Consider the following 24,570-nt stretch of genomic DNA (forward strand, 5'->3'; position numbering starts at 1 on the left):
ATCGCGGATCTCCTAGCTGTCGAAGAAGACCGTTTCCTTCTCCCCCTGGAGATGGACATCGAAGACGTAGGTGTCGCCCTGGCGCTCGGCGATCAGCGTCGGCACGCGGACGCGCTGCTCGATACGCGCCAGGATCGGATCCCCGGCATTGGCTTCTTCCTCATCGGCGAAATACAGCCTTGTGTGCAGACCGAGATTGATGCCGCGCGCGACGATCCACAGCGTGATGTGCGGTGCCATCGGGCGGCCATCTCGGAACGGCACGCGGCCGGGCCTGATCGTCTCGAAGGCGCAGACGCCTGTTTCCATGTCTGTCGGGCAACGGCCCCAGCCCTGAAAATTCGGATCGGCGGCACCGCGTAGTTCGACCGGCGAATTGTAGAGCCCGTCCGCATCCGCTTGCCAGATCTCGATCAGCGCATCCTTGAGCGGCGTGCCGGTGCCGTCAAGCACCCGGATGCGCAGGCCGATGCGCTCGCCTTTGGTCTTGTCGTTGACCATGGTCGCGCCGAGATCGCTGGGATAAACGCCACCGATGCCGCAGAAATTGGGCGTAAGTCCGATATGGACGTAAGGGCCAGCGGTCTGCGAGGGGCTTTCCCTGAGCCGGTCGAGCGACTGGGCCATCAATTGCCCTCCAGCCGGTTTTCGAACAGCGATGAACGGCGGCCGCGCAGCACGATATCGAACTTGTAGGCGAGCGCATCCATCGGGATCGTCGCCTGTGTGTCGAGGACGGCCGTCAGCGCCTCGATGGCGGCCTTGTCGGCGATGCCGCGAACGATCGGGCATTTCCAGATCAGCGGATCGCCCTCGAAATACATCTGGGTGATCAGCCGCTGGGCAAAGCCATGGCCGAACACCGAGAAGTGGATATGCGCGGGGCGCCAGTCATTGGGACCGTTCGGCCATGGATAGGGCCCGGGCTTGACGGTTCGGAAGGCATAGAAGCCATCCTCGCTTGTGATGGTGCGGCCGCAGCCGCCGAAATTCGGATCGAGCGGCGCGAGATAGCCATCCCTCTTGTGGCGGTAGCGGCCACCGGCATTGGCCTGCCAGAATTCGAGCAGCACGCCGGGCACCCCAATGCCGCGTTCGTCGAGCACGCGCCCATGGACGATGATGCGCTCGCCGATGGCGCTCTCGCCCGGCCTGGCGAAATTATGGATCAGGTCGTTGTCGAACTCGCCCAGCATGGCGTGACCGAAGACAGGTCCCGCTATTTCCGACAGCGTGTTGTCGAAGGACAAAAGCGGCTTCCGCGGCGAGCGCAGCACCGAACTCTTGTAGCCTGGCGTCAGCGCCGGCGGGTGCCATGTCCGGTCGCGCTGGAAGAAGGCGCCGGTCTCGGGCCTCCGGTTCGAGCCGGACTCAGCGGGCATTGTCGGCTCCGTCCATCTCCGAAAACACGTCCTTGGCGATCTTGAAGGCACGGTTGGCGGCCGGCACGCCGGCATAGATGGCGACATGCAGGAACGCCTCGCGGATGTCGTCGCGCGTGGCGCCGGTGTTGGCGGTGGCGCGCACATGCATGGCCACTTCCTCATCATGGCCGAGCGCGGCCAGCAGCGCCAGCGTGACGATCGAACGCTCGCGCTTGGTCAAGCCCGGCCGCGCCCACACCGTCCCCCAGGCGGCCTCGGTGATCAGCTCCTGAAACGGCTGGTCGAAACCGGTAGCCGCGACATTGGCCCGATCGACGTGGCGGTCGCCGAGCACCGACCGTCGCACGGCAAGGCCTGTCCGATATCTTGCCGTATTGCCGGGGACTTCATCCATGGGTTTCTCCAGGGGCAAGCGATGCGACAAAACCGCGGATCAGCGCGACCAGCGCCTCCGGCTGCTCGATGCACGGAATGTGCCCGGCGTTGCGGATGATTTCGAAACGTGCGCCAGGGATCAGATCCGCCAGCGAGCGGACAAGATCGGGAGGCGTCGAGCCGTCCTGGTCACCGACGACGCAGAGTGTCGGGACAGCGATGCGGCGCGCGCTCTCGGTGAAATCGGCGTCGCGGACAGCCTTGCATGTCCCGATATAGCCCGGCAGCGCCTGCCGGGTCAGCATGTTGCGGCAACCGGCAAGGTCGGCGGGGCGCCCGGCATGGAAATCCGGCGTGAACCACACTTTCATCACGCCATCGGCGATCGCCTCGATGCCGTAGCGCTCCACGACCGCGATACGGCTGTTCCAGCTTTCGGCGGTACCGATCTTGTGGGCGGTGTCGCTGAGGATCAGGCCCAGGACGCTTTCAGGGCGGCGGACATGCAGGCCCTGCGCCACCATGCCGCCGACCGACAGGCCAAACAGCACGACCTTGTCGAAACCGAAGTGGTCGACGAGGGCGTGCAGATCGTCGACATGGTCGTTAATCGAGTGGACGCCGCTGCCGATGTCGGAGAGACCGTGGCCGCGCTTGTCATAGACGAGCAGCGGCATCTCGCCGGCCAAAAGCGCAACGACTTCATCCCAGATCCGCAGATCGGTGCCGAGCGAATTGATGAACACGATCGGGGCCGTCTTGCCGTCCGCCTCGACATATCGGTGGTGCAGCGTGATGCCGCCAATGGTGACGAATGGCACGATTTCGATCCTCCATCTCCACATTGCACGCCGCATTTGGTTCGGTAAAATGATATTTTGCGCCGTTTCATTAACTCGGGGGTTATCAAATTCATGCCCGACAGCCGCATCCGGTTCCGTCACCTGCAGGCATTCCTGGAAGTCGCCCGGCAGGGCAGCGTGGCCCGCGCCGCCGACTTCCTGCATGTCAGCGCGCCGGCGGTGACCAAGACCCTGCGTGAACTGGAAGAGGCGCTCGGCATCGCCGTGGTCGAGCGCGACGGGCGCGGCATCCGGGTCACCAGGCTTGGCGAAATCTTCCTGGACCATGCCGGCTCGGCAATATCGGCGTTGAAGCGGGGCATCGATTCCGTTCGCCAGGACGGTACCATCCATCGCCACCCGATCCGCATCGGCGCGCTGCCGACAGTGTCGACGAAGGTGATGCCGCAAGCCATGAGCCTGTTCCTCAAGGAGAACACCGGAGCTGCGATCAAGATCGTCACCGGGGAGAACGCCGTGCTGCTAGAGCAGTTGCGCAGCGGCGCGCTCGATCTCGTCGTCGGTCGGCTGGCGGCGCCCGAAAACATGACCGGTTTCTTCTTCGAGCACCTCTACTCGGAACAGGTGCTCTTCGTCGTGCGCGCCGGGCATCCGCTGCTGGAACCGGGAGCGGACATCTTCGCCAGGCTCGACGAATTCCCGGTGCTGATGCCGACCCGGGAATCCGTCATCCGTCCCTTTGTCGATCGCCTCTTCATCACCAATGGCATGACCGCGCCGGCAACCGAGATCGAGACGGTCTCGGATTCCTTCGGGCGTTCCTTCATGCGGCAGAGCAATGCGGTGTGGATCATCTCGGCCGGCGTGGTCGCCAACGAGCTCGCGAGCCGCGCCTTCGTCGCCTTGCCGGTCGACACCGAGCAAACCAAAGGGCCGGTCGGCCTGACGATGCGCACCGACACCGCGTCCTCGCCCGCCTTCACGATCCTGCTGCGGACCATTCGCGAAGCCGCAAGGCCGGGCGCCTGACCTTCGGCGCGTTCATGCATCAAGGCCGGACCTGCATGTCGACCGGGCGGCCGACCGTCGATGAGAAGATAACCGATCGGTTCGTTTCCAAGCTTGCGGCCCGCGCGTCGCAACGGTGATCCGCGCGGCCATGTCGTGCCGGGCTCGCCGCGAGGCCGCCAAGTTTGTCACCGGCAACGACGTCAGACGGCCCGTGACGGCGTGAAGCGAACGCAGGCGGATCGCCTCTGCCCGGGCGCCAGCATTATCCAGCCAGTGTTGGTGTCCTCGTCGTTCACGCGGTTGAAGGCATCGGTGATGTTGCTGACCGGCTCGGCGCAAAAGAACGGCTCACCCGGCGGCGTGTAGAGGACGAGGAAATCGAGCGGTGCCTCGGCCTCCATGTCCAGTTGCCGCCCATGCTCCGGCCAGGAGATCCGGGCACGGCGCGTCCATCCGGTGAAAACCGTGTCGAAATCCACCTCCGACACGTCAAAGCCGATGGATGGATCGGCCCCTGCCGGCGGCGGGACGTGACGGACAGGCAGTATCTCCGCGTCGGTCTCCCACATGCCGGACACCGACGCCTGGACATGCGTCCACGGCGTCGACGGGAAATAGGGATGGAGGCCGAAGCCAGCCGGCATCGGCGCGTCCGACAGGTTGCGTACGGCAATGGTTATGGAAAGCGTACCGTCAGCCAGCGTGATCTCCTGCTCGGCTTCATAGCTCCATGGCCAGGAATCGGCGGCGTGGCGATAGCGCAGGACGATCGTGCCGGCTTCGTGCCTCACGACCGTCCAAGGGTGGCGCCAGCCATGGCCGTGCTCATGGTGCGGGTCCTCCGGCCGACTAGGCAGTTGGACCGTGCGACCCGCGAATTCGAAGCGTCCGCCTCTTACGCGATTGGAATAGGGGACGAGCGGGAAACAGGCCATGGCGCCGGCATCGCGACGGCTGATCGCCAGCGGATCCGCCGGGCGCAGCCAATCCGCGACAGAACCATCTTGCCACCACCGATACGACGCCACGGCGCCGCCGGCAGCAGGGGCAATGTCGACAGTCGCGATGCCGTCGCTGATCGAGACCAGTTCGGTGTGCTGCGCGGCAACGGCAGCGGAATTCTTTGTCATCGGCGCTCCCCCATCCCTTGACTCCAATCGCCATGGCTATAAGACATATCATATGAATAGTATGAAGAATAAGAAATCTTTCAGCACCGCGCGTACGTCACGGGTAGCCGTGGCGGTCTCCAGTGGCTCCACCGCGCTGCACGCGACCGTCGTCGAGCAGATCGGCTTGCGCATCGTCCAGGGCGACTTCCTGCCCGGCGAGGCCCTGCCGAATGCGGACGATTCCAGCGAGATGCTGGGCGTCAGCCGCACGGTGCTGCGCGAGGCGATCAAGGTGCTGGCCGGCAAGGGGCTGGTCGAATCGCGGCCGAAGACCGGCACGCGCGTGCGTCCCCGCTCCGACTGGAATTTCCTCGACCCCGACGTGCTGTCATGGCGCTACGCCGGCGGCATCAGCGCCGACGATGTGCGCGCGCTGTTCGAATTGCGCCGCGCCATCGAGCCGATGTCGGCAGCCCTCGCCGCCCAGCGCGCCAACCCGGCGCAGATCGCCGAGATCCAGGCGGCACTCGCCGAAATGGAAGCGGTGAGCGACGATGGCGACCGCTTCGCCAAGCCCGATCTGGTGTTCCATCAGACCATCCTGCGCATGACCGGCAATGAGCTGATCGGCTCGCTGGCCGCACTGGTCGAAACCGCGTTGGTGATGAGCTTTCGCCTCTCCAACGACAATCCGGATGGACAGCGCCACTCCTTGCCGCTGCATCGCGAGGTCGCCGAGAAGATCGCCGCCGGCGACGCGCTCGGTGCGCAGAAAGCGTTGCTGGTGCTCATCGACAATGCCGAGGACGACGTGCGCCGCAGCGTCGAGAACCGCAACAAACGCCGCAACGATCGGGGCCAGCAATCGTGACCGACACCAAACGCAAACTGCGGTCCGAAGCCTGGTTCGGCGGTGAAGGCAAGAACGCCTTCATGCACCGCAGCTGGATGAAGAACCAGGGCATCCCGGCAGACGCTTTCGACGGCCGCCCGGTGATCGGCATCTGCAACACATGGTCCGAATTGACCCCGTGCAACGCGCATCTCCGCGCCTTGGCCGACCACGTCAAGCGCGGCGTCTATGAGGCCGGCGGCCTGCCGCTGGAGTTTCCGGTAATGTCGCTGGGCGAGAGCAACATGCGCCCGACCGCCATGCTGTTCCGCAATCTGGTGAGCATGGATGTCGAGGAATCCATCCGCGGCAATCCCATCGACGGCGTGATCCTGCTGGTCGGCTGCGACAAGACCACGCCGGCGCTGCTGATGGGGGCTGCCTCGTGCAACCTGCCGACCATCACCGTCTCAGGCGGGCCGATGCTCAACGGCAAGTTTCGCGGACAAGACATAGGCTCGGGCACGCATGTGTGGAAATTCGCCGAGGAGGTGAAGGCGGGGCGCATGCCGGTCGCCGACTTCCTCGCCGCCGAGCAAGGCCAGAGCCGGTCGGCCGGCAGCTGCATGACGATGGGCACGGCTTCGACCATGGCCAGCATGGTGGAAGCACTCGGCATCGGCATGCCGGACAATGCCGCGATTCCGGCGGTGGATTCGCGCCGCGGCGTGCTTGCCCAACTGGCTGGACGCCAGATCGTCGAGCTCGTCCGCCGCGACGTGACGATAGCGCAGATCCTCACCAGGCAAGCGTTCGAGAATGCCATCCGCGTCAATGGCGCGATTGGCGGTTCGACCAATGCGGTGCTGCACCTGATCGCCATCGCAAACCGGGTTGGTGTCGATCTCAGCCTCGAGGACTGGGACCGTCTTGGCCGCGACGTTCCGACGATTGTCGACCTGATGCCGTCGGGCAGATTCCTGATGGAAGACTTCTACTATGCCGGGGGGCTAGCTGCGGTCATGGCGTCGCTTGATGAAGTGGGGCTTCTTCATCGCGACGTCATGACCGTCAGCGACAAGACGATCGGTGAATTGGTCGACGGCGCGCCCAATTACAACCGCGAGGTCATCCGTCCGCTGAGCGAACCGCTGACAGAGCAAGGCGGCATTTCGATCCTGCGCGGCAATCTGGCGCCCAACGGGGCGGTCATCAAGCCGTCGGCGGCGACGCCCGAGCTGATGCAGCATCGCGGCAAGGCTGTCGTCTTCGAGAACATCGAGCACTACTACGCCCGCATCGACGACCCGGAACTGGATATCGACGCCTCTTCGGTGATGGTGCTGAAGAACTGCGGACCGCGCGGCTATCCCGGCATGGCCGAGGTCGGCAACATGCCGCTGCCGGCCAAGCTGCTCAAGCAGGGCGTCTCCGACATGGTGCGCATTTCGGACGCACGCATGAGCGGCACGGCCTACGGCACCGTCGTGCTGCATGTGGCGCCTGAAGCGGCGGCAGGCGGCGCGCTGGCGCTGGTGCGCGACGGCGATCTCATCGAGCTCGACGTTGCCGGCCGCCGTCTGGAATTGCTGGTATCGGACGAGGAACTGGCGATCCGCCGTCTCGATTGGAAGCCGCCGGCACCGCCCGAAGGCGGCTACCAGAGCCTCTATGTCGAGCGTGTTCTGCAGGCCGACAAGGGCTGCGATTTCGACTTTCTCGTCGGCCGGCGCGATGCCGGCATTCCCCGGCATTCCCACTAGAGACGCACGATGACGGATCCAATCGGCAGCTACGCGACCTACCCAAGCCTAAAGGGCCGCAGCGTCTTCATCACCGGCGGCGGCAGCGGCATCGGTGAAAGCCTGGTACGCCATTTCTGCGCGCAAGGCAGCCGTGTGGCTTTCGTTGACCTGGCCGAGGAACCGTCCCGGCGGCTCGTCGATGCGATCGCGGCCGAAGGACATAGCGCACCGCTGTTCATTCCCTGCGACCTGCGCAATGTCGAAGAGCTGCAGGCAGCCACAACGCAGGCAGCACGGCACAATGGTCCGATCCAGGCGCTTTGCAACAATGCCGGCAATGACGACCGGCATCAAACCAAGGACGTCACGGTCGCCTATTGGGATGACCGCATGGCGGTCAATCTGCGCCACCAGTTCTTCGCTGCGCAGGCGGTGCGCCCGCAGATGAGTGCGCAGGGCGGCGGCTCGATCATCAATTTCGGCTCCATCACCTGGATGGTCGGCGATCCCGATTGCCCGGCCTATGTCACCGCCAAAGCCGCTGTCTACGGCATGACGCGGGCGCTGGCCCGTGAACTCGGCCCCGAGCGCATCCGAGTCAACTGCATGGTGCCCGGCTGGGTGATGACCGAGCGCCAGATGCGGCTGTGGCTGAACCCGGCCGGCGAACGCCAGATCGACGAAAGGCAGTGCCTGCCGGACCGGCTGCAGCCCTCCGATATCGCGCGCATGGCGCTGTTCCTCGCCGCCGACGACAGCCGCATGTGCACGAGCCAGCAGTTCATCGTCGATGCCGGCTGGGTGTAACCCGCGCGGCTCCAAGGGAAGAAGGGTATTTCATGCGTCTTGTTCAGTTCAGAATGCCGGATGGCAGCAGGCGGGTCGGCCGTGTTTCCGATGACGGCAACCGCCTGCATCCGCTCGAAAAGACGGCCAGCGTGCTGGACCTCGCCGAAGCGGCGATCGCCGAGGGTGTATCAATCGCCTCGCTGGTCGAGAAGCGGACGGGCGCCGCGACAGTCGACTATGACGAGCTGTTGCGCGATGGCCGCGTGCTCGCCCCGTTGGATCACCCGGAGCCGGCGCGGTTCCTGGTCACCGGCACCGGCCTGACCCACACCGGAAGTGCCGCCGCACGCAACCAGATGCATGTTCTGACGCATGGCGAAGGTGCCGAGGAATCCGATTCCTTGAAAATCTTCCGCATGGGGTTGGAGGGCGGTAAACCCGGCGCCGGCAAGATCGGCATCCAGCCCGAGTGGTTCTTCAAGGGCGTCGGCACCTGCATTGTGCCGCCTGGCGCGCCGCTGCCGATGCCGGCATTCGCGAAAGCCGGGGCAGAGGAAGCCGAGATCGTCGGACTTTACCTGAATGGTCCGGACGGCCATCCCCACCGCATCGGCTATGCGCTCGGAAACGAATACTCCGACCACGTGACGGAGGGCGAGAACTATCTCTACCTCGCGCATTCCAAGCTGCGCTCCTGCTCGATCGGCCCCGAACTGCTGATCGGCGAGCTGCCGAACGAAGTGCGCGGCTATTCACGCATCCTGCGCGACGGCACCGTCATCTGGGAGCAGGAATTCCTGTCGGGCGAGGCGCACATGTCGCACTCGATCGCCAACCTCGAGCATTTCCATTTCCGCTACCCGATGCACCGCAGGCCGGGTGACCTGCACGCCTATTTCTTCGGGGCGGCGGTGATGAGCTACGCCTCCGGCGTCAAGACGGCTTCCGGCGACGAGTATGAAATCCAGGCACAGACATTCGGCAAGCCGCTCCGCAACAGAATGGTGTCGGTGCCGGACGAGGGGCTGGTCACCGTCACCCAGCTGTGACGGCGAAAGTCCGACAATTACGGTCCACCAGAACGACAATGGGAGATTAAAAATGGGACTGAAGAAAGTGTTTCTAAGACTGGCGACAATCGGGCTCGGCATCGGCCTGATGACATCGGCCGCATTGGCCGCGAACCTGCGGGTTCTGGCTTGGGACGGCTACGCCGACCCGGATTGGGTGAAGGACTTCACGGCCGCCACCGGCATCGGCGTCGATGTCGTCTTCATCGGCAGCGACGACGAGATCTGGGCCAAGATCAAGGGCAGCGAAGGGCAGGATTTCGACGTCTTCGCCGTCAACACCGCCCAGTTGCAGCGCTACATCAAGGCCGATCTGGTGTCGCCGATCGACATCACCAAGCTGCCCAACCAGAAGGAAGTGCTGCCGCGCTTCCGTGACCTGTCGCAGGTCAGCGGCGACACCAAGGACGGCAAGGTCTACGGCATTCCCTTCTGCTTCGATTCCATCGGGCTGATCTACGACACCGACAAGGTCAAGCCGGCCCCGACTTCGATGTCGGTGCTCTGGGATCCGGCCTACAAGGGCAAGATCCTGGCCTATGACAATGGCGAACACAATTTCTCGTTCACCGCACTGACGCTCGGCTACAAGGATCCGTTCAACCTCAATGAGGAGCAGATGGCGGCGGTCAAGGCCAAGCTGGTCGAGCTCAAGCGCAATGTGCTGAGCTTCTACACCACCGCCGACGAGGCGCAGCAGATCTACCAGAACAATGACGTTGCCCTGATCTGGGCCAATTACGGCCAGCAGCAGGTCAAGGCACTGCAGAAGATCGGTGCCCACGTCGCCTACATCAATCCAAGCGAGGGAGCGCTGGCCTGGCTGGACAACTGGGTGATCTCCAAGGGCGTCCGCGACAATGCGGCGGCTGAGAAGTGGATCGACTTCATGCTGACGAAGAAGGTCAGCGGCGAGCTTTCCGAGCGCACCGGCTTCGGCAACACCGTGGTCGAGTCGAGCAGCGCCGGCAGCAACGACAAGCTGGTCTGGCTCAACAATGTCGAGGACCCGCTCAAGCGCTCGGATATGTGGAACGAGGTCAAGGCGACGCCCTGATCCTTTCCGCACCTGATTTCGAAGGACCCGGCGGTCCGGACGTACCGGACCGCCGCAGCGTATGCGAGACTATATCATGAACCAGAACACCGACCTGCTGACGCTGCGGTCCGTCTCGAAATCCTACGGCACGGTTCCCGTGCTGCACGACATCGACCTGTCGATCAAGGACGGTGAGTTCCTGACCGTTCTCGGGCCTTCGGGTTCGGGCAAGACGACCGTCCTGCGGCTGATCGGCGGGCTTGAGCCGCTGACGTCAGGCGAGATCCGCCTCGACGGTCAGGACATCAGCCGCATGCCGATCAACAAGCGGCCCTTCAACACCGTGTTCCAGGACTATGCGCTGTTCCCGCACATGACCGTTTCCGGCAATGTCGGATACGGGCTTTCGGTGCGCCATGTCCAGCGCAAGGAGATCGCGCGCCGTGTCGCGGAGGCGCTGGAACTGGTGCAGCTCGGTCGTTTCGCCGACCGCTTCCCGGCACAGCTTTCCGGGGGCCAGCGCCAGCGCGTCGCGCTCGCCCGCGCGCTGATCTGCCAGCCGCGCCTGATCCTGCTCGACGAGCCGCTCGCGGCACTCGACCTCGAATTGCGCCGGCAGATGCAGGAGTTCCTGAAATCCATCCAGCGCGAGATCAAGACCACCTTCCTGTTCGTCACCCATGACCAGGAGGAGGCGATCGGCATGGCCGACCGGATCTGCGTCATGCAGGCGGGGCACATCCGCCAGCTCGGCACGCCGCACGACCTCTATTACAAGCCGAATTGCGAGTTCGTGGCGCGCTTCTTCGGCGAGAACAACCTGGTGGCCGGGAAACTCGGTCCCGTCCAGGGCGACCTGCGATCGATCGAGACCGCGCTTGGGCGCCTTGTCTGTTCGATCGGCGGTCAGCCGCATTTGCAAGCCGCGCCGGATGGCGCCGCCGCCTTCGCGGCGTTCCGTCCCGAAGCCTTGCATCTTGCCGACGCCAAGGACAGCGGCAACCGCTTTTCCGGCACCATCGCGGACATGGCCTTTGCCGGCTCGTCAACCGTCGCCACGATCGCCTCGGATGCCGGCAATGCCGCGCAACGCCTGCGGCTGCGCATGCCGAGCCGGATCGGCGGCAGCGTGCTGAGATCCGGCGAGACGGTCTCGCTGTGCTTTGCGCCGCATGAAGGCCATCTGGTGCTGGCATGAGCGCGGCCGCAACGATACAGCCCCCAGAAAGGCGTTTGTCGCTGCTGGTGACGGTGCTGGCCTTCGCCTTGCCTGTGATCTTCGTGCTCGTGCCGCTGGCGATCTTCCTGGTCTACAGTTTCTTCAGCGTCGACCAGGGCACGATCGTCTACGCGCCGACGCTGGGCAACTATGTCAGGTTCTTCACCGACCCGATCTTTCTGCCCGTATTCTGGAACACCATCGTGCTGTGTTTGTCGGTGGCCGTCATCTGCATCCTGCTCGCCTATCCCGCCGCCTATTTCCTGACCACCCTCAGAGGGCGGTGGCGCTATGCCTTGCTGATGCTGCTGCTGGTGCCGCTGCTGATGAGCTACGTCATCAAGATCTACGCGATCCGCAGCATTCTCGGCCTCAACGGCTTCCTCAACAAGGCGCTGGTGGCGCTTGGCATATTGCAGCAGCCGTCGACGCTTTTCGTTTTCAACATGAACGCCATCCTGTTGACGCTGAGCCTGCTTTTGATCCCCTTCGCCATCCTGCCGATCTTCCTGTCGCTGGAGCGCATTCCGCAGACCTTGCTGCGCGCTTCCGATGATCTCGGCGCCAGCGGCCTGCAGACATTCCTGCGCATCACCTTGCCGCTCAGCCTGCCCGGCGTCGCCTCGGCGGCGAGCTTCGTCTTCGTGCTGGCGATCGGCGACTTCCTGACGCCGCAAATGGTCGGCGGGATCAGCGGCTTCACATTCGGGCGCATCCTCTACAGCCAATTCGGCACGGCCTATAACTGGCCGTTCGGCGCGGCACTCTCGGTGGCGCTGGCAATCGTGGTGATCTGCGCCATCCTCATCGGCGAACGCTTCGGACGCAGCCGGGGGACGTCGATATGAGCGCCCTGCCCCGGCCCGCCACCATCTTCCTGGCCGCGATCACAACGTTGGTCGCGGTGTTGCTCTACAGCCCGCTGTTCGTGCCGATCGTGTCGTCCTTCTTCACCATCTCGCATGGCGATGTCGACTGGTCGTCGCCCACCCTCTCGACCTATCGGGCGCTGGCCGGGAACGACGACATCCTGGCTGCCCTGCGCACCACGCTTATCGTCGGTATCTGCACCGTCATCCTTTCAGTGGTCAGCGGAACGCTGCTGGCGCTGTACTATCACGGCCGCCGTTCCGGACGGTCGATCCTGCAGTTCATCATCTTCCTGCCCTTCCTGATGCCGCCGATCATCAGCGGCCTTGCGCTGCTGATCTTCTTCCGCGAGATCGGCCTCGAGCGCTCGCTGCTGACGGTCGTCATCGGCCATACTGTCTTCGTGCTGGCGATCGTCTACCGAACCGTGCTGATGCGCCTGCAGTCGATGAGCCGCACGCTGGTCGAAGCGTCCTACGACCTCGGCGCCACCGGTTGGCAGACCTTCTGGCGCATCATCCTGCCGAACCTGTCGAGCGCGATGGTCGGCGGCGCCATCCTGGCCTTCGCGCTATCCTTCGACGAGACAATGATCACCATCCTGGTGACCGGCACGCAAAGCACGCTGCCGGTCAGGCTGTGGGCGATGATGCGGCTTGGTTTCTCACCCGACATCAATGCACTGGTGGCGCTGATCCTGATGTTCACCGTGCTGCTCTGCGTGCTCGCCGCCCGCTTCCTGATTCCCAGGCAGATGGCGGCGGAGCGGACCTGAGCTATCGAACGCGCATCATCGTTCGAAGGCCGTCGGATCGAGATCGAAGACACGCCCCCGATTGAGAATGTTCTTCGGATCGAGCGCCGTCTTCAGCCGCCGCATCGTGGCGATCTCGGTGTCGCTGCGGACCAGATGCAGCCACTGCTTCTTGTCGAGGCCGATGCCGTGCTCGGCCGAAACGGCGCCGCCCGCCACCGCCACGCCGCAATAGACGATGCCGTAGGCCGCCGCCGGATCGACAGTGCGCACCTGGTAATGCAGATTGCCATCGCCGAGATGGCCAAAGACATAGATGTCGGCGTTGGGGTCAAAGGCGCGGATCGCGGTCTCGGCTTCTTGCAGGAACGCCCCCATCCGTGCCAGCGGGATGCTGATGTCGACGCCAATTAGGCCTTTGATCGAAAACAGAACGCGATTGGCGTCCTCCCGCACGTCCCAAAGCGCCCGGAATTCGCGCGGCGACTGAGAGACGACGACATCATCGACCACGCCGTCCTCGACCGCCTGCATCAGGACTTCCGCGAAGCGCTCGCTGTCGCGTTCGGGCTCGCTGCCCTGAATCTCGGCCAGCACATAGACCGGAGAGCCGGCCGGCAACGGCGCCGACATCGCCATACTGCCAACCATGATGTCATAGAGCGGCGCGAAGTTGACCTCATAGGCGGACAATAAAGGGCCGAGCTTTTGCCGCAGCAGCCCAAGCAGGGCGATCGCCGCATCGAGCGAAGCGAGCGCGCAGAAGGCGTTCACCTCGGAGGCCGGCTTCGGATGCAGCCTGAGCGCGGCGCGGGTGACGACGCCGAGCGTCCCTTCCGCGCCGATGAAGAGCTGACCGAGGTCGTAGCCGGAATTGTCCTTGGGCAGCCCCTTAAGCGAGGACAGGACGCTGCCGTCGGCAAGCACGGCTTCCAGTCCCAGCACCTGCGCCCGGTACATGCCGTAGCGCAGCACACGGATGCCGCCGGCATTGGTGGCGATGTTGCCGCCGACCGTGGCCGAACCGCGCGCGCCGATATCGACGCCGAACATGAGCCCGGCACCATCCGCCACCTCTTGCACCGCCTGCAGCGTCACACCGGCTTCGGCGATGACGGTGGCGGCTTGAGCGTCCGGCGCGGCGAGGCCGCTCATGCGTTCCAGCGACAGCACGATCTCTCCAGGTTGGACGCGTGTGCCGCCGGCCAGCCCGGTGCGTCCGCCCTGGACGACGACCGGCTGGCCGAGAACGTTGCACCCGGCGAGTGCCGCCGCGACACCGACGGTATCGCGCGGGCGCAGCACCACTTCGGGCAGCACGCCAAGCTTGCCGTCGGGATCGTCGCGATAGCGTTGTTCGACAGCGGAGCCGGCAAGCACGCCGCCCTCGCCCAGCCGATCGCCGAGCGCGGAGAGAAGTCGTTCCGTTTCAGGCGACATCGGGATCAGGCGCTTGCGTGGCGAAGCGCAGCGTCTGCATCCATTGATCGGACGGTCCGATGAGTATTCGATCCGACACGCTCGCCATCCTTCAATTGCAGCTGGCCGATCCTATTCTTGATCGCTTGCCTTGCAAGCGATATCGGCCTGCCCCAGGCGATGCCGGCATCAAGTCGCGACAAGATGCGATCGATGCCGGAAGCGCCGTTTCAGCTTACTGAAGCTTGGCCTGCAGCGCGTTGACGTCGTCGGTGGTCATTTCGCCATCGGTCGTCACCTTGCCGTCGACGATCTTCCACAGCCGGAACGGGCCGGTGATGTCGCCATACTTGTCGAAGGCAACCGGGCCGATGACGCCTTCGTAGCGGATCGGCTTGCCGTCCTTGATCAGGCCAAGTGCCTTGGCGAACTCCTCCTTGCCGGCAAAGATCGGCGTGCCGGCCGGGTCGACGGCCTTGTACATCGCGTCCTTGATCTTGGCCGGATCCTCGGAACCGGCGATGGCGATGGCCAGCCCGACGATGGCGCCGGCATCATAGGAACGGTCGGCCGCCGGGTTGGACGGCTCGATGCCGGAGAATGCCTTGTAGTTCTTGGTGAAATACTCGGTCGATGCGGTCGGGCTGGTTCCCGATGACGTGCCATAGGCGTCCTTCAGATAGTCGGCGCCGACCGACTCGATGAAATCAGGGCTGTTCATGCCGTCATTGAGCAGGAATTTCTGCACGCCGCCCTGCGAAATCCAGGTGCGGGCGACGGTCGCGCCGTCGACCGGCGTGCTGACGAGATAGAGCCCGTCCGGCTCGCCCGCCATCGCAGCCGTCACTTCCGAGGCATAGCTGGACTGTTTCTCGTTGTAGGGCGTGTCGGAGACGATGGTGCCGCCGAGCGCTTTGTAGGCGCGCGAGAACTCAGCCACCATGTTGACGCCGAAGTCGTTGTTGACATGGATGATCGACAGCTTCTTGAAACCCTTGTCGATGGCGTATTTCGCGGCGGCGACACCCTGCAGCGCATCCGAGGTGATGGTGCGGAAGAAGATGCCGTTGGTCTTGCCGTCGCGGCCGAGCGCGGTCAGCGTCGGCGAAGAGGATGCCGGCGAAACCTGGACGATCTTGGCCGGTGCGGTGACCGAGGTCAGGATCGGGATCGACACCGAGGAGATGATGCCGCCGATGATGACCGGCACTTTCTTGACTTGAACCAGCTGGGTTGCGGCGTCGACCGCGATATTGCCCTGGCTCTGGCTGTCACGCGTATCGGTCGCGAGGTCGCAGCCGCGGACACCGCCGGCTTCATTGATGTCGCGGAAGGCCATTTCGACCGACTTGGCACCGGCCTGGCCATATTCGCCGGCCGGGCCGGTCAGTTCCATGACGAGGCCGACGGTGATCTTGCAATCGGCGGCCTGCGCGGCGCCCGCCAACGTGACGAGAGCGAGCGCGGTGGTGAGTTGGAGTATCGTCTTTCTCATTGTTGTTCCCCTTGGGTTGTCAGGCAATAATTTGATCTCTGGAGCGTGTTCAGCGTTCCGGCACCTGCAGCCAGGTTTCATGCAGGTGCCGCCATTCGACGCCGTTGGGCGCCGATGAACTGGTGGTGAAGACGGCGCTCGACTGGCGGCGGCTGTGCTTGCCGCCACGCAATTGCGCCTCGACGTACAAGACGACAATCGTGTTCGCATCCTGCCAACCGGGCCGGATGTCCTCGATCGAAATGGCGAAGCCGTCATCGCACGTGGCGCGGCTGGAGCGGACATGATCGACGACAGCAGCGCGATCGAGCACTTTGCCGTTCGGCGCGACCATGCTGAAGCCGTCGCCCATGGCACGCTCGAAGCGCATGAAATCCACGGTGTCCGCGCGCGCGGCGACAAACCAGTCGACGAAGAAGCGATGCAGGCCGGTGACCTCGGCGCTGGCCTGCGAAAACAGCGTCGCGTTGGTGGCGCTCATGTGCGGCCTGCATTGAGATTGTAGTGCATGATCGAGCCGTGGCGGCCGTGGCGGTCGCGCTCCAGCGTGTAGACGTCGCCCAGGGGGCCTCGGCTTTGCGCGATCACGGCCGCGATCCTGGCCCGGTCATCGGCATCGAGCGTGACCTCCATGATGCCCGCGTTGGCCAAAGCATGCGCCTGGTTGCGGGCGCCGACGATGACGGCGGCGACTTGCGGCTGCTCCAGCACCCAGGCGCTGGCGACGGTGGCGATGTCGACACCGTGGCGATCGCCGACGGCCTTCAACGCCTGGAGCAGTTGCTGGAACAGGTCCCAGCCGCCGAAGTCATCGATGATCAGCTTGTATTTGACCAGCGAGCGGTTTTCGAGCGGCGTGGCGGGTTCAGCCGCGCCGAGCCACTTGTCACTGAGAAAGCCACCCGCCACCGAGCCGTAGCAAAGGAAGCTGACGCCGTTTGTCTTCGCAAGCGCGGCGAGGCTGTGTGCAGGTCGCTGGTCAAGCACGGAATATTGCAGTTGCTGGCTGACCAGCGGAATGCCGGCGGCGAGAATTTCGGCGAGCCGTGGCGTGTCGAAATTGGTGGTGCCGAGATTGCGCACCTTGCCCTCCCGGCGAAGCTCGTCGAGCCAGCCCATCGCATCGACATAACGAGGCTGGTCATAGTCCCACCAGTGGAACTGCACGAGATCCAGACGCTCGGTCTTCAGCCGCCGCAGCGACTGGTCGACGATGCCCCTGATGTAATCCCGGCTGATGCCGGTCAGCCTTTCGAGGTCGGGCACCAGCTTGGTGTGTACCTTCATCCTGGCCGCGACATCGAGGCCGCGTTCGCTGGCCAGCCGCAAGCGGGCGGCGCCGATCAGTTCCTCGACGCCGGTGTAGATGTCGGCGCAGTCATAGGTCCAGATGCCGGCGTCGAAGGTGGCGATCAGGTCGGTCACAGCCTGGCCGCGGTCGATGGCCCCGTGCCCACCAGCCAGTTGCCAGCCGCCGCGAATGACGCGGGAGATCGTGTAGCCTGGGCCGAGTTCGAAGGTCTTGGCGGTCATGTCTGCTCATTCTCCTTCGGCAGCGGTACGGCCGTGGTCTCGGCATGGCTGAACCGCCGTTTGCCGGTCCTGACGATCCGCAGCCGGCTGGCGCAATTGGGATCGGGACACGCGATCTCGGCGTCCGATGTCATCCAGTCATTTGGATGGGTTGGCCGTTGCTTTGCCGCCAGCAGCGGAAGCACGGCGGCAAGCGAGTAGATCGAGAAACCCTGCCCCGCCGGCATCGACAGCATCTCGCCCTTGAGTTCGAAATAGTCTCCGGCCTTGGCGCCGCAATAGATCGGCTTGCCCTCGGGGATGACCGCCTCGACGCGAAGGTCGAAGAGTTCGAAACCGTCGTCGGCCATGTCAGGCCTCCACCAGGCTGAAGGTGATGTCGCAGGCGCCGTTGCGGCGGATCACCCCGCAGGCAACGGCGAACTGGTCGCGCTGATCGGCTCGCACCTGAGCCACCACGCTGCCGGCCAGCCAGCCGATCGGGAACAGCAGGCGCGCGCCCTGCCCATAGAACAGACCGATGTCGAAGATCGCGTTGGGATTGCCGCCCCACATGCGCGGCGGCACATAGGACAGCACGATATCGCCGGGCTGCGGCGTCAACGTCGCGTTCTCAGCCGGCAATGGCCTGGCATAGGCTTGCCCCTCGATATCGGCGGCGGGAACCGGGCAGGAAATTTCCGGTCCCGTCCACATGGCGTGGATGCCCGGAACGACACGCGGCGTGTCGAGATATGCCTTGAGGAAGGCGGCGTTTTCAGGCGCCTTTTCGGGCAGCAACAGCGCCGTGACCGCAAGCTTCGAGCGTGGCTCGGTGATTCTGATGGCGGTCATGTCTGATCCTTCGCGGCGGCGGCTTGCAATTTGCTGCGCAGGAAGGTGAAAGGCCGGCTGATGTCGGCGACCAGCGACTCGCGCGCTGCCTGTGCATCCTGCGTTGCCAGCGCCGTGACGATGCGGCGGTGGTAATGGGCGGTGTCGACCTCGCCGGCCTCCGAGAACGCATAGATGGCCACGCGGATGCATGGCCCCGATTGCAGCCACAGGCTCTCGATCATCGGGATCAGCACCGCCGAACCGCAGCAGCGATAGATCTCGAAATGAAAGCTCTGGTTAAGCGTCACTTCGCGATCGACATCCTTCTTGTGTTTCAGCGCCCGCATCTCGTCCCATTCGCCGAGAATGGTCTCGATGGTGGCGATCTGGCGCGAACCCATGCGGGCGGCGGCCAGCGCGATCGCCTCACCCTCGATCAGGATGCGGGCCCGAAGGAGATCGTCGAGCCGTTCCAGCGTGATCGGCGGCACACGCACCGAGCGGTTGGGCAGCGCTTCGAGCGCCTTCTCCGTGATCAGCCGGCCAAGCGCCTCGCGCACCGGCATGGTCGACGTGACCAGCGCATCGGCAAGCCCACGGATCGTCAGCACCTGGCTCGGTTCGAACAGGCCGCCGATCAGGGCGCGGCGCAATTCCGAATAGACACGGTCCTGCACGGTTTCGCGGCCGACCGGAGCAAGCTGGGCAGCGATCGCCTCGTTGTTCTTTTCGATGGCAGCCTTTTGCATGGAATCCCGTTCCTGGCCGGTTTTCGGCTTGCGGACGAAATTAAAGCCGAATAGCGTGATCAACGCAAGTGTGATCACAAATCAAAAACCAGGGGACGGCAACGACCGTCTCCGGCCAGAGGGTTGATGAGCGAGGCAGCGGAGCGCCAGGGGCAGAAGGCCCGTGCGTCGGTTCTGACAGCAAGCAGGGTTGTCAGACGGTTCGGCGGCCTTGTCGCCGTCAACGATGTCTCGTTCGACGTCAAAGCAGGAGAGATCCTTGGCCTGATCGGGCCGAACGGCGCCGGCAAGACAACGATGTTCGACCTGCTTGCCGGCAGTATCCTGCCTTCCAGCGGCGACATCCTTATCAATGGCGTGCGCGTCTCCGGCGAAGCCGCGCATCTGCGCATCGGCCGTGGCCTTGGCCGCACCTTCCAGATCCCGCGCCCGCTGCCCAATCTGACGCTGATCGAAAACATCATGCTGGCCGCGCAGGGCCAGGCCGGCGAAAGGCTGCTCGCCAACTTCGTCACGCCGTGGCGGGTGGCGGCGGAGGAAAAAGCGGCCAGGGCGAAGGCGCTGGACCTGTTGGATCTCGTCACCCTCACCCATCTCGCGCATGAGCCGGCGCGTGTGCTGTCCGGCGGCCAGCGCAAGCTGCTGGAACTCGCCCGCGTCATGATGGCCGATCCGGCGATCATCCTGCTCGACGAACCCGCCGCCGGCGTCAACGCGACCCTGCTGGAGGTCATCATCGACCGCATCCGCGACATCAACGCGCGCGGCATCACCTTCCTGCTGATCGAACACAACATCGACATGGTGACGCGGCTTTGCCACCGCGTGCTGGTCATGGCGAGCGGCCAGTTGCTCAGCGAAGGCACGGCGGAAGAAGTCGCCCGCGACCCGCGTGTCATCGAGGCCTATCTCGGGGGCACCGCATGAGCGAGACCGTCCTCGATGTCCGTGATCTCGAGGCCGGTTACGAACCCGGCGTGCCGATCGTGCGCGGCGCCTCGATCACTGTCCGCAAGGGCGAGATCGTCGTCGTTCTCGGCCCCAACGGCGCCGGCAAATCGAGCTTCATCAAGGCGATCGCCGGCCTTGTCCCGATCACAGGCGGCACGGTGTTCCTGGACGGCAAGGACATCACCGCCGCGCCCGCCCACACCATGGTGAGGCTTGGCCTGGCCTTCGTGCCGCAGACCGAGAACATCTTCCCGCTGATGTCGGTCGAGGACAATCTCAGGGTTGCCTGCGGCGTCCTCGAACGGCGCGAAATCCCCGGCCGCATCGACGAGATGTACGCCGCCTTCCCCGACCTCGTCCGGCAGCGCCGCACCGCCGCCGGCAATCTGTCGGGCGGACAGCGCCAGATGCTGGCAGTCGCCCGGGCGCTGATCGTCCATCCCAAGGTGCTGGTGCTGGACGAGCCGTCGGCCGGCCTGTCGCCAAAATTCGTGTCGATGGTGTTCGAGATGCTGGCCGGCATCCGCAAGTCCGGCGTCACCATCCTTCTTGTCGAACAGAACGCCAAGGCGGCGCTTGCGATAGGCGACCGCGCCTATGTGCTGGTCGAGGGCAAGGACCGGCACGAGGGTGTTGCCTCCGAACTGTGGAACGATCCTGTGGTCGCCGAACTCTATCTCGGCCAGCGCCCCTCTCACGTCGGCAAGGGAGGCGCGGCATGAGCCTGCAATTTGTCGTCGACGGACTGCTGACCGGTTCGATGATCGGCCTTGGCGCCATCGGCGTGACGCTGACCTATTCGATCCTGCGCTTCTCGAATTTCGCCCATGGCGACTTCATGGCCTGGGGCACATACGCGACGCTGGCCGTTGTCAGCGCCATTGGTGCGACCTTCGGCAAGGTAGCACCCATCGCGCCGCTGTCCTTCGGCTGGCCGCTCCTGGTTGCGCTGGTCGTCGGCATGGCCTTCACCGCCTTGCTGGCGCTGCTGCTCGACAAGGTCTTGTTTTCGCGGCTGCGCTCGCAAGGACAAGCGATCATCGTTGTGATGGCGAGCTTCGGCGCCTCGATGGCGCTCAGAAGCTTGCTCGAATTCACCTTCACCTCGCGGCCGACTTATTTCAGCCGGGCGATCCAGATCGCCATGCCGGTCGGCTTCGGCATCCGCATCACCCCCGACCAGATCGCGCTCTTGCTGCTGACCGCCATACTCGTGCTCGGCGTGCATCTGTTGATGACGCGCACGCAGACCGGCCGCTCCATGCAGGCATTGAGTCAGAACCCGGCATTGGCACGCATCGTCGGCATCGACGTCGCCAGCGTGGTGCGCGTCACCTGGATCATCGGCGGGGCGCTGGCCTGCGTCGCCGGCGTGATGATCGGCATCCTGGTGCAGATCCGCCCGTTCATGGGCTTCGACATGCTGCTGCCGATGTTCGCCGCGGCCATCCTCGGCGGCATCGGCAGCATCCCGGGCGCCGTGCTCGGCGGCCTGATCATCGGGCTCGCCGAAGCCGGGGCGGTGCAATTGATCGGCGCCGAATGGCGCGCCGCCGTCTCCTTCATCATCCTGATGGCGGTGCTGTTCGTGCGGCCGATCGGCCTTTTCGGAGTTCGGGAAAGATGATCGATCTCATCGGTTACGGCGCCTTCTTCCTGACCACCGCGCTGATCTTTTCCCTGGTCACACTGGGGCTCAATCTGCAGTGGGGGCTGACCGGGCTGTTCAATGTCGGCCTTGCCGGCTTCGTCGCCATCGGCGCCTACACCTCGGCCTTGCTGACCACACCGGATGATGCGGCACGGCTTGGCGGTTTCGGCCTGCCGATCCTTGTCGGCTGGCTGGGCGCCATGGTCGTCGGCGGTATCGCCGCTGCGCTCACCGGCATGGCGACATTGCGGCTCAGGTCCGACTATCTGGCGATCACCACATTCGGCGTCGCCGTCGTTGTGCAACTGGTCGCGCTCAATGCGCAGAAGCTCACCGGCGGGCCGTTCGGCATCGGCTTCATCCCTCGTCCCTTCGGCGGCCTTGCCGAGACGCCGCTGCTGTTCAACCTGTCGAACCTTGCCGTTATCTGCGTCGTGACGCTGATCGCCTATCTCTCACTGGAGCATCTGTCGCGCAGCCCGTGGGGACGCGTGCTGAAGGCGCTGCGCGAGGACGAGCGAGCGGCGATCTCGCTGGGCAAGAGCGCGCGCTTCTACCGGGTCCAGGCCTTTGCCGTCGGTGGCGCAATCATGGCGCTCGCAGGCGCGTTGCAGGCGCATTTCACCGGCTTCATCGCGCCGGACAACTATCTGCCGATCCTGACCTTCCAGGTGTGGGTGATGCTGATCGTCGGCGGCTCGGGCAGCAATCTCGGCGCCGTGATCGGCAGCGTCCTGGTGTGGGGGATATGGGCCGGATCGGGTACGCTGACCAGCGTGCTGTTTGCGCCCGAGCAGCAGGCGCGCGCGGCCTCGCTGCAGATCGTCGCCATCGGCGTCATGCTCTGCGTCATCCTGCTGATCCGGCCGAACGGACTGTTTGGCGACAGGCCACGGCGGCCACGGCTGGACAAGCGAGCAAAGGCGGCCGCGACCAAGGGCAGTTCCGGCTCATGAATGCCGTGACCCGGCACGAGGCACGGGGCGTTTCGCTCTGGCACGCTGTCAGCCGCGACCGCCGCCAGCGGTCGCCAATACAGGGCGAGATCGATGTGGACCTTGCCATTGTCGGCGGCGGTTTTTCCGGCCTCTCGACAGCACTGCATGCCGCGGGGAAAGGACTTTCCGTCGCGGTCCTGGAAGCCGAAATCATCGCCTGGGGGGCGACAGGCCGGAATGCCGGCTTCATCGTGCCGAACTTCGCCAAGATGGACCCGGACAACATCCTTGCACATCTCGGCCTCGAGCGCGGTGAACGCCTGATCGACTTTGCCGCCGGCAGCGCCGACCTTGTCTTCGACCTGATCCGGCGGCACGGCATCGACTGCGACGCCGTGCAGAACGGCTGGATCCAGCCGGCGCATTCAGCGGCAGCTTTCGAGAAGGTCAAATCGCGCGCCGGGCAATGGGCACGGCGCGGCCGGCCAGCCGTTACCCTGGATCGGCGGGACGTCGGGGCGCTGACGGGCGCGCGCGGCTATGTCGGCGGCTGGATGGATCGTTCGGGCGGCGTGCTCAATCCGGTTGCCTATGCGTGCGGGCTCGCCGATGCGGCGGAGAAGGCTGGCGCGAGGATCTTCGAACGGACGCGCGTTGCGTCGATCGACCGTGTGGCCGATGGCTGGTCGCTGAAAACGCCATCGGGCTCGGTGCGTGCCGGCAAGGTGCTGGTCGCTACCAACGCCTATGGCGGGTCGCTCAATCCGTTGCTGCAACGGACCTATATTCCGCTGAAGGTCTTCCAGATCGCGACCATGCCCCTGCCGCGCGAGGTGCGCACACGGCTGCTCCCCGGCGGGCAAGGCGTCGGCGACACCAGGCGCAATCTCTTCACCTTCCGCTTCGATGCCGAGAACCGGTTGATCAGCGGCGGCATGCATATTCTGAACGCCGGCGCCGATACGCGCGTGCCACGAGCGATCTGGCGGCGGCTCGCCCGACATCTCGATTTGCCGGACCTGCCGCCGCTTGCCTATGGCTGGTCGGGTATGGCAGCGGTCGAACCGGATTTCCTGCCGCACCTTCTGGATCTTGGACCAGGGCTGATCGCCGGTCGCGCCTGCAACGGACGTGGCATTGCCATGACGACGGCGATGGGCAAGGTGCTGGCCGACTGGGCCGCCGGGACCAAGGCGCGTGATCTGCCGCTGCCCTTTGGGCTGCCGGCACCGATCCCGTTCCACGCTTTGCTGCGGCACGCGCCCAACATGCTGCTTGGCTGGAGCATGTTGCGCGACCGGTTGGACGAAACCCGATAAGGCGATCATGTCCGGTCTGCGGACGATCGATCGGTCGTGCGAAGATTTTCGGCGAGAATCGCGGCCGCCACGGCGATGTCCTCTTCGAGGAATGCTCGAACGTCAGGGCCATTGCGCTGCTCCAATGCGGCGACAATCCTGCGATGCGCGTCGTTCGATTGCGGAATATAGCGATCGGCCTGCATCAGCAGCTTGAGATACGGCCCGACCCTGCCCCAGAGATCGCGGATCATGTTCAACAGGATTGGCGCACCGGCATGCTGGTAGATGGCGAAGTGAAACGCCTCGTTCAGCGCGAGATAGGCCCTGGCGTCACCAGCCTCGATGGCGCCCTGCATGCCGGCGAGCGTGGCCTGTATGTCGGCCAGCCCGCTTTCGGCGATCCGCGACCCCGCCATCTCGCCCGCCAGCCCCTCGACGGCGATGCGGATGCGCGTCAGCTCCTCGAAGGCAGGCACGGATAGCAAGGGCACGATGACCGAACGGTTGTTCTGCATCTCGAGCAGTCGCTCGGCGACCAGCCTTTGCAGCGCCTCTCGGATCGGCGTCGTCGAAATGCCGAAGGTCTCGGCGAGCTTGCGGATGACCAGCGTCTGGCCTGGGCTGAAGCCGCCCGAAATCAATTCCTGCTTGAGCGCGCCATAGGCGCGGTCGTTGAGGGTTTGATGTTCGAGCTTCAGCATGCGCGCCGCGTT

The 24,570-nt window shown here is 64.6% G+C and carries 28 protein-coding genes; 15 read left to right on the plus strand and 13 right to left on the minus strand.

Going from position 1 to position 24,570, the window contains the following annotated elements; translation table 11 throughout:
- Nucleotides 1-12 precede the first annotated feature (12 nt).
- From pcaG to pcaD, 4 genes are read right to left on the minus strand one after another with little or no spacing between them, the layout of a single operon-like run.
- Nucleotides 13-627, minus strand: a complete 615-nt coding sequence (pcaG, locus tag EB815_RS29140; protein ID WP_056564572.1) for a protocatechuate 3,4-dioxygenase subunit alpha — start codon at nucleotides 625-627, stop codon at nucleotides 13-15.
- Nucleotides 627-1,382 carry a protocatechuate 3,4-dioxygenase subunit beta gene (gene pcaH, locus EB815_RS29145; RefSeq protein ID WP_056564573.1) on the minus strand — a complete coding sequence of 252 codons (756 nt, stop codon included), beginning with the start codon at nucleotides 1,380-1,382 and terminating at the stop codon, nucleotides 627-629. The genes pcaG and pcaH overlap by 1 nt, the downstream gene beginning before the upstream one ends.
- Entirely contained in the window at nucleotides 1,372-1,779 is a 408-nt protein-coding gene (pcaC, locus tag EB815_RS29150) for a 4-carboxymuconolactone decarboxylase (RefSeq protein WP_056564574.1), read from the minus strand. Before pcaC ends, pcaH begins: the two co-directional genes overlap by 11 nt.
- Nucleotides 1,772-2,581 (minus strand): 3-oxoadipate enol-lactonase, encoded by an 810-nt coding sequence (gene pcaD / locus EB815_RS29155; RefSeq protein ID WP_056565710.1) that lies wholly within the window; start codon nucleotides 2,579-2,581, stop codon nucleotides 1,772-1,774. The genes pcaC and pcaD overlap by 8 nt, the downstream gene beginning before the upstream one ends.
- Before the next feature lie 93 nt (nucleotides 2,582-2,674).
- Between pcaD and pcaQ the strand changes: the two genes are divergently transcribed.
- Together pcaQ and EB815_RS34280 are read left to right on the plus strand one after the other, a co-directional pair.
- Nucleotides 2,675-3,592, plus strand: coding sequence for a pca operon transcription factor PcaQ (gene pcaQ / locus EB815_RS29160; RefSeq protein WP_056564577.1), 918 nt, complete (start codon nucleotides 2,675-2,677; stop codon nucleotides 3,590-3,592).
- A gap of 35 nt (nucleotides 3,593-3,627) precedes the next feature.
- Entirely contained in the window at nucleotides 3,628-3,711 is an 84-nt protein-coding gene (locus EB815_RS34280; protein ID WP_413814114.1) for a hypothetical protein, read from the plus strand.
- Between the two features lie 63 nt (nucleotides 3,712-3,774).
- Here the strand turns inward: EB815_RS34280 and EB815_RS29170 are convergent, their stop codons facing one another.
- Entirely contained in the window at nucleotides 3,775-4,704 is a 930-nt protein-coding gene (locus EB815_RS29170; protein ID WP_056564580.1) for an aldose 1-epimerase, read from the minus strand.
- Between the two features lie 109 nt (nucleotides 4,705-4,813).
- Between EB815_RS29170 and EB815_RS29175 the strand changes: the two genes are divergently transcribed.
- The 8 genes from EB815_RS29175 (at nucleotide 4,814) to EB815_RS29210 (ending at nucleotide 13,025) form a co-directional block, all read left to right on the plus strand.
- The gene (locus tag EB815_RS29175; RefSeq protein ID WP_081294664.1) at nucleotides 4,814-5,557 is read left to right on the plus strand and encodes a FadR/GntR family transcriptional regulator; all 744 of its coding nucleotides are present in this window, start codon (nucleotides 4,814-4,816) and stop codon (nucleotides 5,555-5,557) included.
- Entirely contained in the window at nucleotides 5,554-7,281 is a 1,728-nt protein-coding gene (locus EB815_RS29180) for an IlvD/Edd family dehydratase (RefSeq protein WP_056564585.1), read from the plus strand. The genes EB815_RS29175 and EB815_RS29180 overlap by 4 nt, the downstream gene beginning before the upstream one ends.
- A gap of 9 nt (nucleotides 7,282-7,290) precedes the next feature.
- Nucleotides 7,291-8,070: an SDR family NAD(P)-dependent oxidoreductase gene (locus tag EB815_RS29185; protein WP_056564588.1), complete on the plus strand. Its 780-nt coding sequence runs from the start codon at nucleotides 7,291-7,293 to the stop codon at nucleotides 8,068-8,070.
- A 32-nt stretch (nucleotides 8,071-8,102) separates the two neighbouring features.
- A complete protein-coding gene (gene araD1 / locus EB815_RS29190) occupies nucleotides 8,103-9,101 on the plus strand; it encodes an AraD1 family protein (RefSeq protein WP_056564591.1) in 999 nt (332 codons plus the stop codon).
- A 52-nt stretch (nucleotides 9,102-9,153) separates the two neighbouring features.
- A complete protein-coding gene (locus EB815_RS29195) occupies nucleotides 9,154-10,179 on the plus strand; it encodes an ABC transporter substrate-binding protein (protein ID WP_056564594.1) in 1,026 nt (341 codons plus the stop codon).
- A 76-nt stretch (nucleotides 10,180-10,255) separates the two neighbouring features.
- Entirely contained in the window at nucleotides 10,256-11,359 is a 1,104-nt protein-coding gene (locus EB815_RS29200) for an ABC transporter ATP-binding protein (RefSeq protein ID WP_056564597.1), read from the plus strand.
- Entirely contained in the window at nucleotides 11,356-12,228 is an 873-nt protein-coding gene (locus EB815_RS29205; RefSeq protein ID WP_056564599.1) for an ABC transporter permease, read from the plus strand. The genes EB815_RS29200 and EB815_RS29205 overlap by 4 nt, the downstream gene beginning before the upstream one ends.
- Nucleotides 12,225-13,025 (plus strand): ABC transporter permease, encoded by an 801-nt coding sequence (locus EB815_RS29210; protein ID WP_056564602.1) that lies wholly within the window; start codon nucleotides 12,225-12,227, stop codon nucleotides 13,023-13,025. Before EB815_RS29205 ends, EB815_RS29210 begins: the two co-directional genes overlap by 4 nt.
- Nucleotides 13,026-13,040: 15 nt before the next feature.
- Here the strand turns inward: EB815_RS29210 and EB815_RS29215 are convergent, their stop codons facing one another.
- From EB815_RS29215 to EB815_RS29245, 7 genes are all read right to left on the minus strand, one after another.
- Nucleotides 13,041-14,444: an FAD-binding oxidoreductase gene (locus tag EB815_RS29215; protein ID WP_065004929.1), complete on the minus strand. Its 1,404-nt coding sequence runs from the start codon at nucleotides 14,442-14,444 to the stop codon at nucleotides 13,041-13,043.
- A 214-nt stretch (nucleotides 14,445-14,658) separates the two neighbouring features.
- Nucleotides 14,659-15,918, minus strand: a complete 1,260-nt coding sequence (locus tag EB815_RS29220) for an ABC transporter substrate-binding protein (protein WP_056564608.1) — start codon at nucleotides 15,916-15,918, stop codon at nucleotides 14,659-14,661.
- Nucleotides 15,919-15,967: 49 nt separating this feature from the next.
- Nucleotides 15,968-16,399 (minus strand): hypothetical protein, encoded by a 432-nt coding sequence (locus EB815_RS29225; protein WP_056564612.1) that lies wholly within the window; start codon nucleotides 16,397-16,399, stop codon nucleotides 15,968-15,970.
- Complete coding sequence (locus EB815_RS29230; protein ID WP_056564614.1) at nucleotides 16,396-17,451, minus strand: aldo/keto reductase; 1,056 nt, start codon at nucleotides 17,449-17,451, stop codon at nucleotides 16,396-16,398. The genes EB815_RS29225 and EB815_RS29230 overlap by 4 nt, the downstream gene beginning before the upstream one ends.
- Complete coding sequence (locus EB815_RS29235; RefSeq protein WP_056564617.1) at nucleotides 17,448-17,801, minus strand: TIGR04076 family protein; 354 nt, start codon at nucleotides 17,799-17,801, stop codon at nucleotides 17,448-17,450. The genes EB815_RS29230 and EB815_RS29235 overlap by 4 nt, the downstream gene beginning before the upstream one ends.
- A 1-nt stretch (nucleotide 17,802) precedes the next feature.
- On the minus strand, nucleotides 17,803-18,285 hold the full coding sequence (locus tag EB815_RS29240; RefSeq protein ID WP_056564620.1) for a DUF3830 family protein: 483 nt from the start codon (nucleotides 18,283-18,285) through the stop codon (nucleotides 17,803-17,805).
- Nucleotides 18,282-19,016, minus strand: a complete 735-nt coding sequence (locus EB815_RS29245; RefSeq protein WP_081294765.1) for a GntR family transcriptional regulator — start codon at nucleotides 19,014-19,016, stop codon at nucleotides 18,282-18,284. Before EB815_RS29245 ends, EB815_RS29240 begins: the two co-directional genes overlap by 4 nt.
- 126 nt (nucleotides 19,017-19,142) lie before the next feature.
- Between EB815_RS29245 and EB815_RS29250 the strand changes: the two genes are divergently transcribed.
- From EB815_RS29250 to EB815_RS29270, 5 genes are read left to right on the plus strand one after another with little or no spacing between them, the layout of a single operon-like run.
- A complete protein-coding gene (locus EB815_RS29250; RefSeq protein ID WP_056564625.1) occupies nucleotides 19,143-19,943 on the plus strand; it encodes an ABC transporter ATP-binding protein in 801 nt (266 codons plus the stop codon).
- Nucleotides 19,940-20,689, plus strand: coding sequence for a branched-chain amino acid ABC transporter ATP-binding protein (locus EB815_RS29255; protein WP_056564628.1), 750 nt, complete (start codon nucleotides 19,940-19,942; stop codon nucleotides 20,687-20,689). The genes EB815_RS29250 and EB815_RS29255 overlap by 4 nt, the downstream gene beginning before the upstream one ends.
- Complete coding sequence (locus EB815_RS29260) at nucleotides 20,686-21,594, plus strand: branched-chain amino acid ABC transporter permease (protein ID WP_056564630.1); 909 nt, start codon at nucleotides 20,686-20,688, stop codon at nucleotides 21,592-21,594. The genes EB815_RS29255 and EB815_RS29260 overlap by 4 nt, the downstream gene beginning before the upstream one ends.
- Nucleotides 21,591-22,574 (plus strand): branched-chain amino acid ABC transporter permease, encoded by a 984-nt coding sequence (locus EB815_RS29265; RefSeq protein WP_056564633.1) that lies wholly within the window; start codon nucleotides 21,591-21,593, stop codon nucleotides 22,572-22,574. Before EB815_RS29260 ends, EB815_RS29265 begins: the two co-directional genes overlap by 4 nt.
- Nucleotides 22,571-23,875, plus strand: a complete 1,305-nt coding sequence (locus EB815_RS29270; protein ID WP_056564636.1) for an NAD(P)/FAD-dependent oxidoreductase — start codon at nucleotides 22,571-22,573, stop codon at nucleotides 23,873-23,875. Before EB815_RS29265 ends, EB815_RS29270 begins: the two co-directional genes overlap by 4 nt.
- A gap of 5 nt (nucleotides 23,876-23,880) precedes the next feature.
- On the opposite strand, the gene EB815_RS29275 is transcribed toward EB815_RS29270, so the two are convergent.
- A complete protein-coding gene (locus tag EB815_RS29275; protein ID WP_056564639.1) occupies nucleotides 23,881-24,558 on the minus strand; it encodes a GntR family transcriptional regulator in 678 nt (225 codons plus the stop codon).
- Between the last annotated feature and the right edge of the window lie 12 nt (nucleotides 24,559-24,570).

It is taken from the genome of Mesorhizobium loti (assembly GCF_013170705.1).
Classification (GTDB): Bacteria; Pseudomonadota; Alphaproteobacteria; order Rhizobiales; family Rhizobiaceae; genus Mesorhizobium; species Mesorhizobium loti_D.

What these genes read in the sequence shown, in the direction of transcription:
- EB815_RS29235 (WP_056564617.1), bottom strand. Translation starts at nt 17,801, where the DNA reads ATGGCCGACGACGGTTTCGAACTCTTCGACCTTCGCGTCGAGGCGGTC.
- EB815_RS29230 (WP_056564614.1), bottom strand. Translation starts at nt 17,451, where the DNA reads ATGACCGCCAAGACCTTCGAACTCGGCCCAGGCTACACGATCTCCCGC.
- EB815_RS29225 (WP_056564612.1), bottom strand. Translation starts at nt 16,399, where the DNA reads ATGAGCGCCACCAACGCGACGCTGTTTTCGCAGGCCAGCGCCGAGGTC.
- EB815_RS34280 (WP_413814114.1), top strand. Translation starts at nt 3,628, where the DNA reads ATGTCGACCGGGCGGCCGACCGTCGATGAGAAGATAACCGATCGGTTC.
- EB815_RS29260 (WP_056564630.1), top strand. Translation starts at nt 20,686, where the DNA reads ATGAGCCTGCAATTTGTCGTCGACGGACTGCTGACCGGTTCGATGATC.
- pcaQ (WP_056564577.1), top strand. Translation starts at nt 2,675, where the DNA reads ATGCCCGACAGCCGCATCCGGTTCCGTCACCTGCAGGCATTCCTGGAA.
- EB815_RS29270 (WP_056564636.1), top strand. Translation starts at nt 22,571, where the DNA reads ATGAATGCCGTGACCCGGCACGAGGCACGGGGCGTTTCGCTCTGGCAC.
- EB815_RS29220 (WP_056564608.1), bottom strand. Translation starts at nt 15,918, where the DNA reads ATGAGAAAGACGATACTCCAACTCACCACCGCGCTCGCTCTCGTCACG.
- pcaH (WP_056564573.1), bottom strand. Translation starts at nt 1,382, where the DNA reads ATGCCCGCTGAGTCCGGCTCGAACCGGAGGCCCGAGACCGGCGCCTTC.
- pcaG (WP_056564572.1), bottom strand. Translation starts at nt 627, where the DNA reads ATGGCCCAGTCGCTCGACCGGCTCAGGGAAAGCCCCTCGCAGACCGCT.
- EB815_RS29210 (WP_056564602.1), top strand. Translation starts at nt 12,225, where the DNA reads ATGAGCGCCCTGCCCCGGCCCGCCACCATCTTCCTGGCCGCGATCACA.
- EB815_RS29185 (WP_056564588.1), top strand. Translation starts at nt 7,291, where the DNA reads ATGACGGATCCAATCGGCAGCTACGCGACCTACCCAAGCCTAAAGGGC.
- EB815_RS29200 (WP_056564597.1), top strand. Translation starts at nt 10,256, where the DNA reads ATGAACCAGAACACCGACCTGCTGACGCTGCGGTCCGTCTCGAAATCC.
- EB815_RS29240 (WP_056564620.1), bottom strand. Translation starts at nt 18,285, where the DNA reads ATGACCGCCATCAGAATCACCGAGCCACGCTCGAAGCTTGCGGTCACG.
- EB815_RS29265 (WP_056564633.1), top strand. Translation starts at nt 21,591, where the DNA reads ATGATCGATCTCATCGGTTACGGCGCCTTCTTCCTGACCACCGCGCTG.
- EB815_RS29255 (WP_056564628.1), top strand. Translation starts at nt 19,940, where the DNA reads ATGAGCGAGACCGTCCTCGATGTCCGTGATCTCGAGGCCGGTTACGAA.
- EB815_RS29215 (WP_065004929.1), bottom strand. Translation starts at nt 14,444, where the DNA reads ATGTCGCCTGAAACGGAACGACTTCTCTCCGCGCTCGGCGATCGGCTG.
- EB815_RS29250 (WP_056564625.1), top strand. Translation starts at nt 19,143, where the DNA reads ATGAGCGAGGCAGCGGAGCGCCAGGGGCAGAAGGCCCGTGCGTCGGTT.
- EB815_RS29195 (WP_056564594.1), top strand. Translation starts at nt 9,154, where the DNA reads ATGGGACTGAAGAAAGTGTTTCTAAGACTGGCGACAATCGGGCTCGGC.
- pcaC (WP_056564574.1), bottom strand. Translation starts at nt 1,779, where the DNA reads ATGGATGAAGTCCCCGGCAATACGGCAAGATATCGGACAGGCCTTGCC.
- EB815_RS29205 (WP_056564599.1), top strand. Translation starts at nt 11,356, where the DNA reads ATGAGCGCGGCCGCAACGATACAGCCCCCAGAAAGGCGTTTGTCGCTG.
- EB815_RS29275 (WP_056564639.1), bottom strand. Translation starts at nt 24,558, where the DNA reads ATGCTGAAGCTCGAACATCAAACCCTCAACGACCGCGCCTATGGCGCG.
- EB815_RS29245 (WP_081294765.1), bottom strand. Translation starts at nt 19,016, where the DNA reads ATGCAAAAGGCTGCCATCGAAAAGAACAACGAGGCGATCGCTGCCCAG.
- araD1 (WP_056564591.1), top strand. Translation starts at nt 8,103, where the DNA reads ATGCGTCTTGTTCAGTTCAGAATGCCGGATGGCAGCAGGCGGGTCGGC.
- EB815_RS29170 (WP_056564580.1), bottom strand. Translation starts at nt 4,704, where the DNA reads ATGACAAAGAATTCCGCTGCCGTTGCCGCGCAGCACACCGAACTGGTC.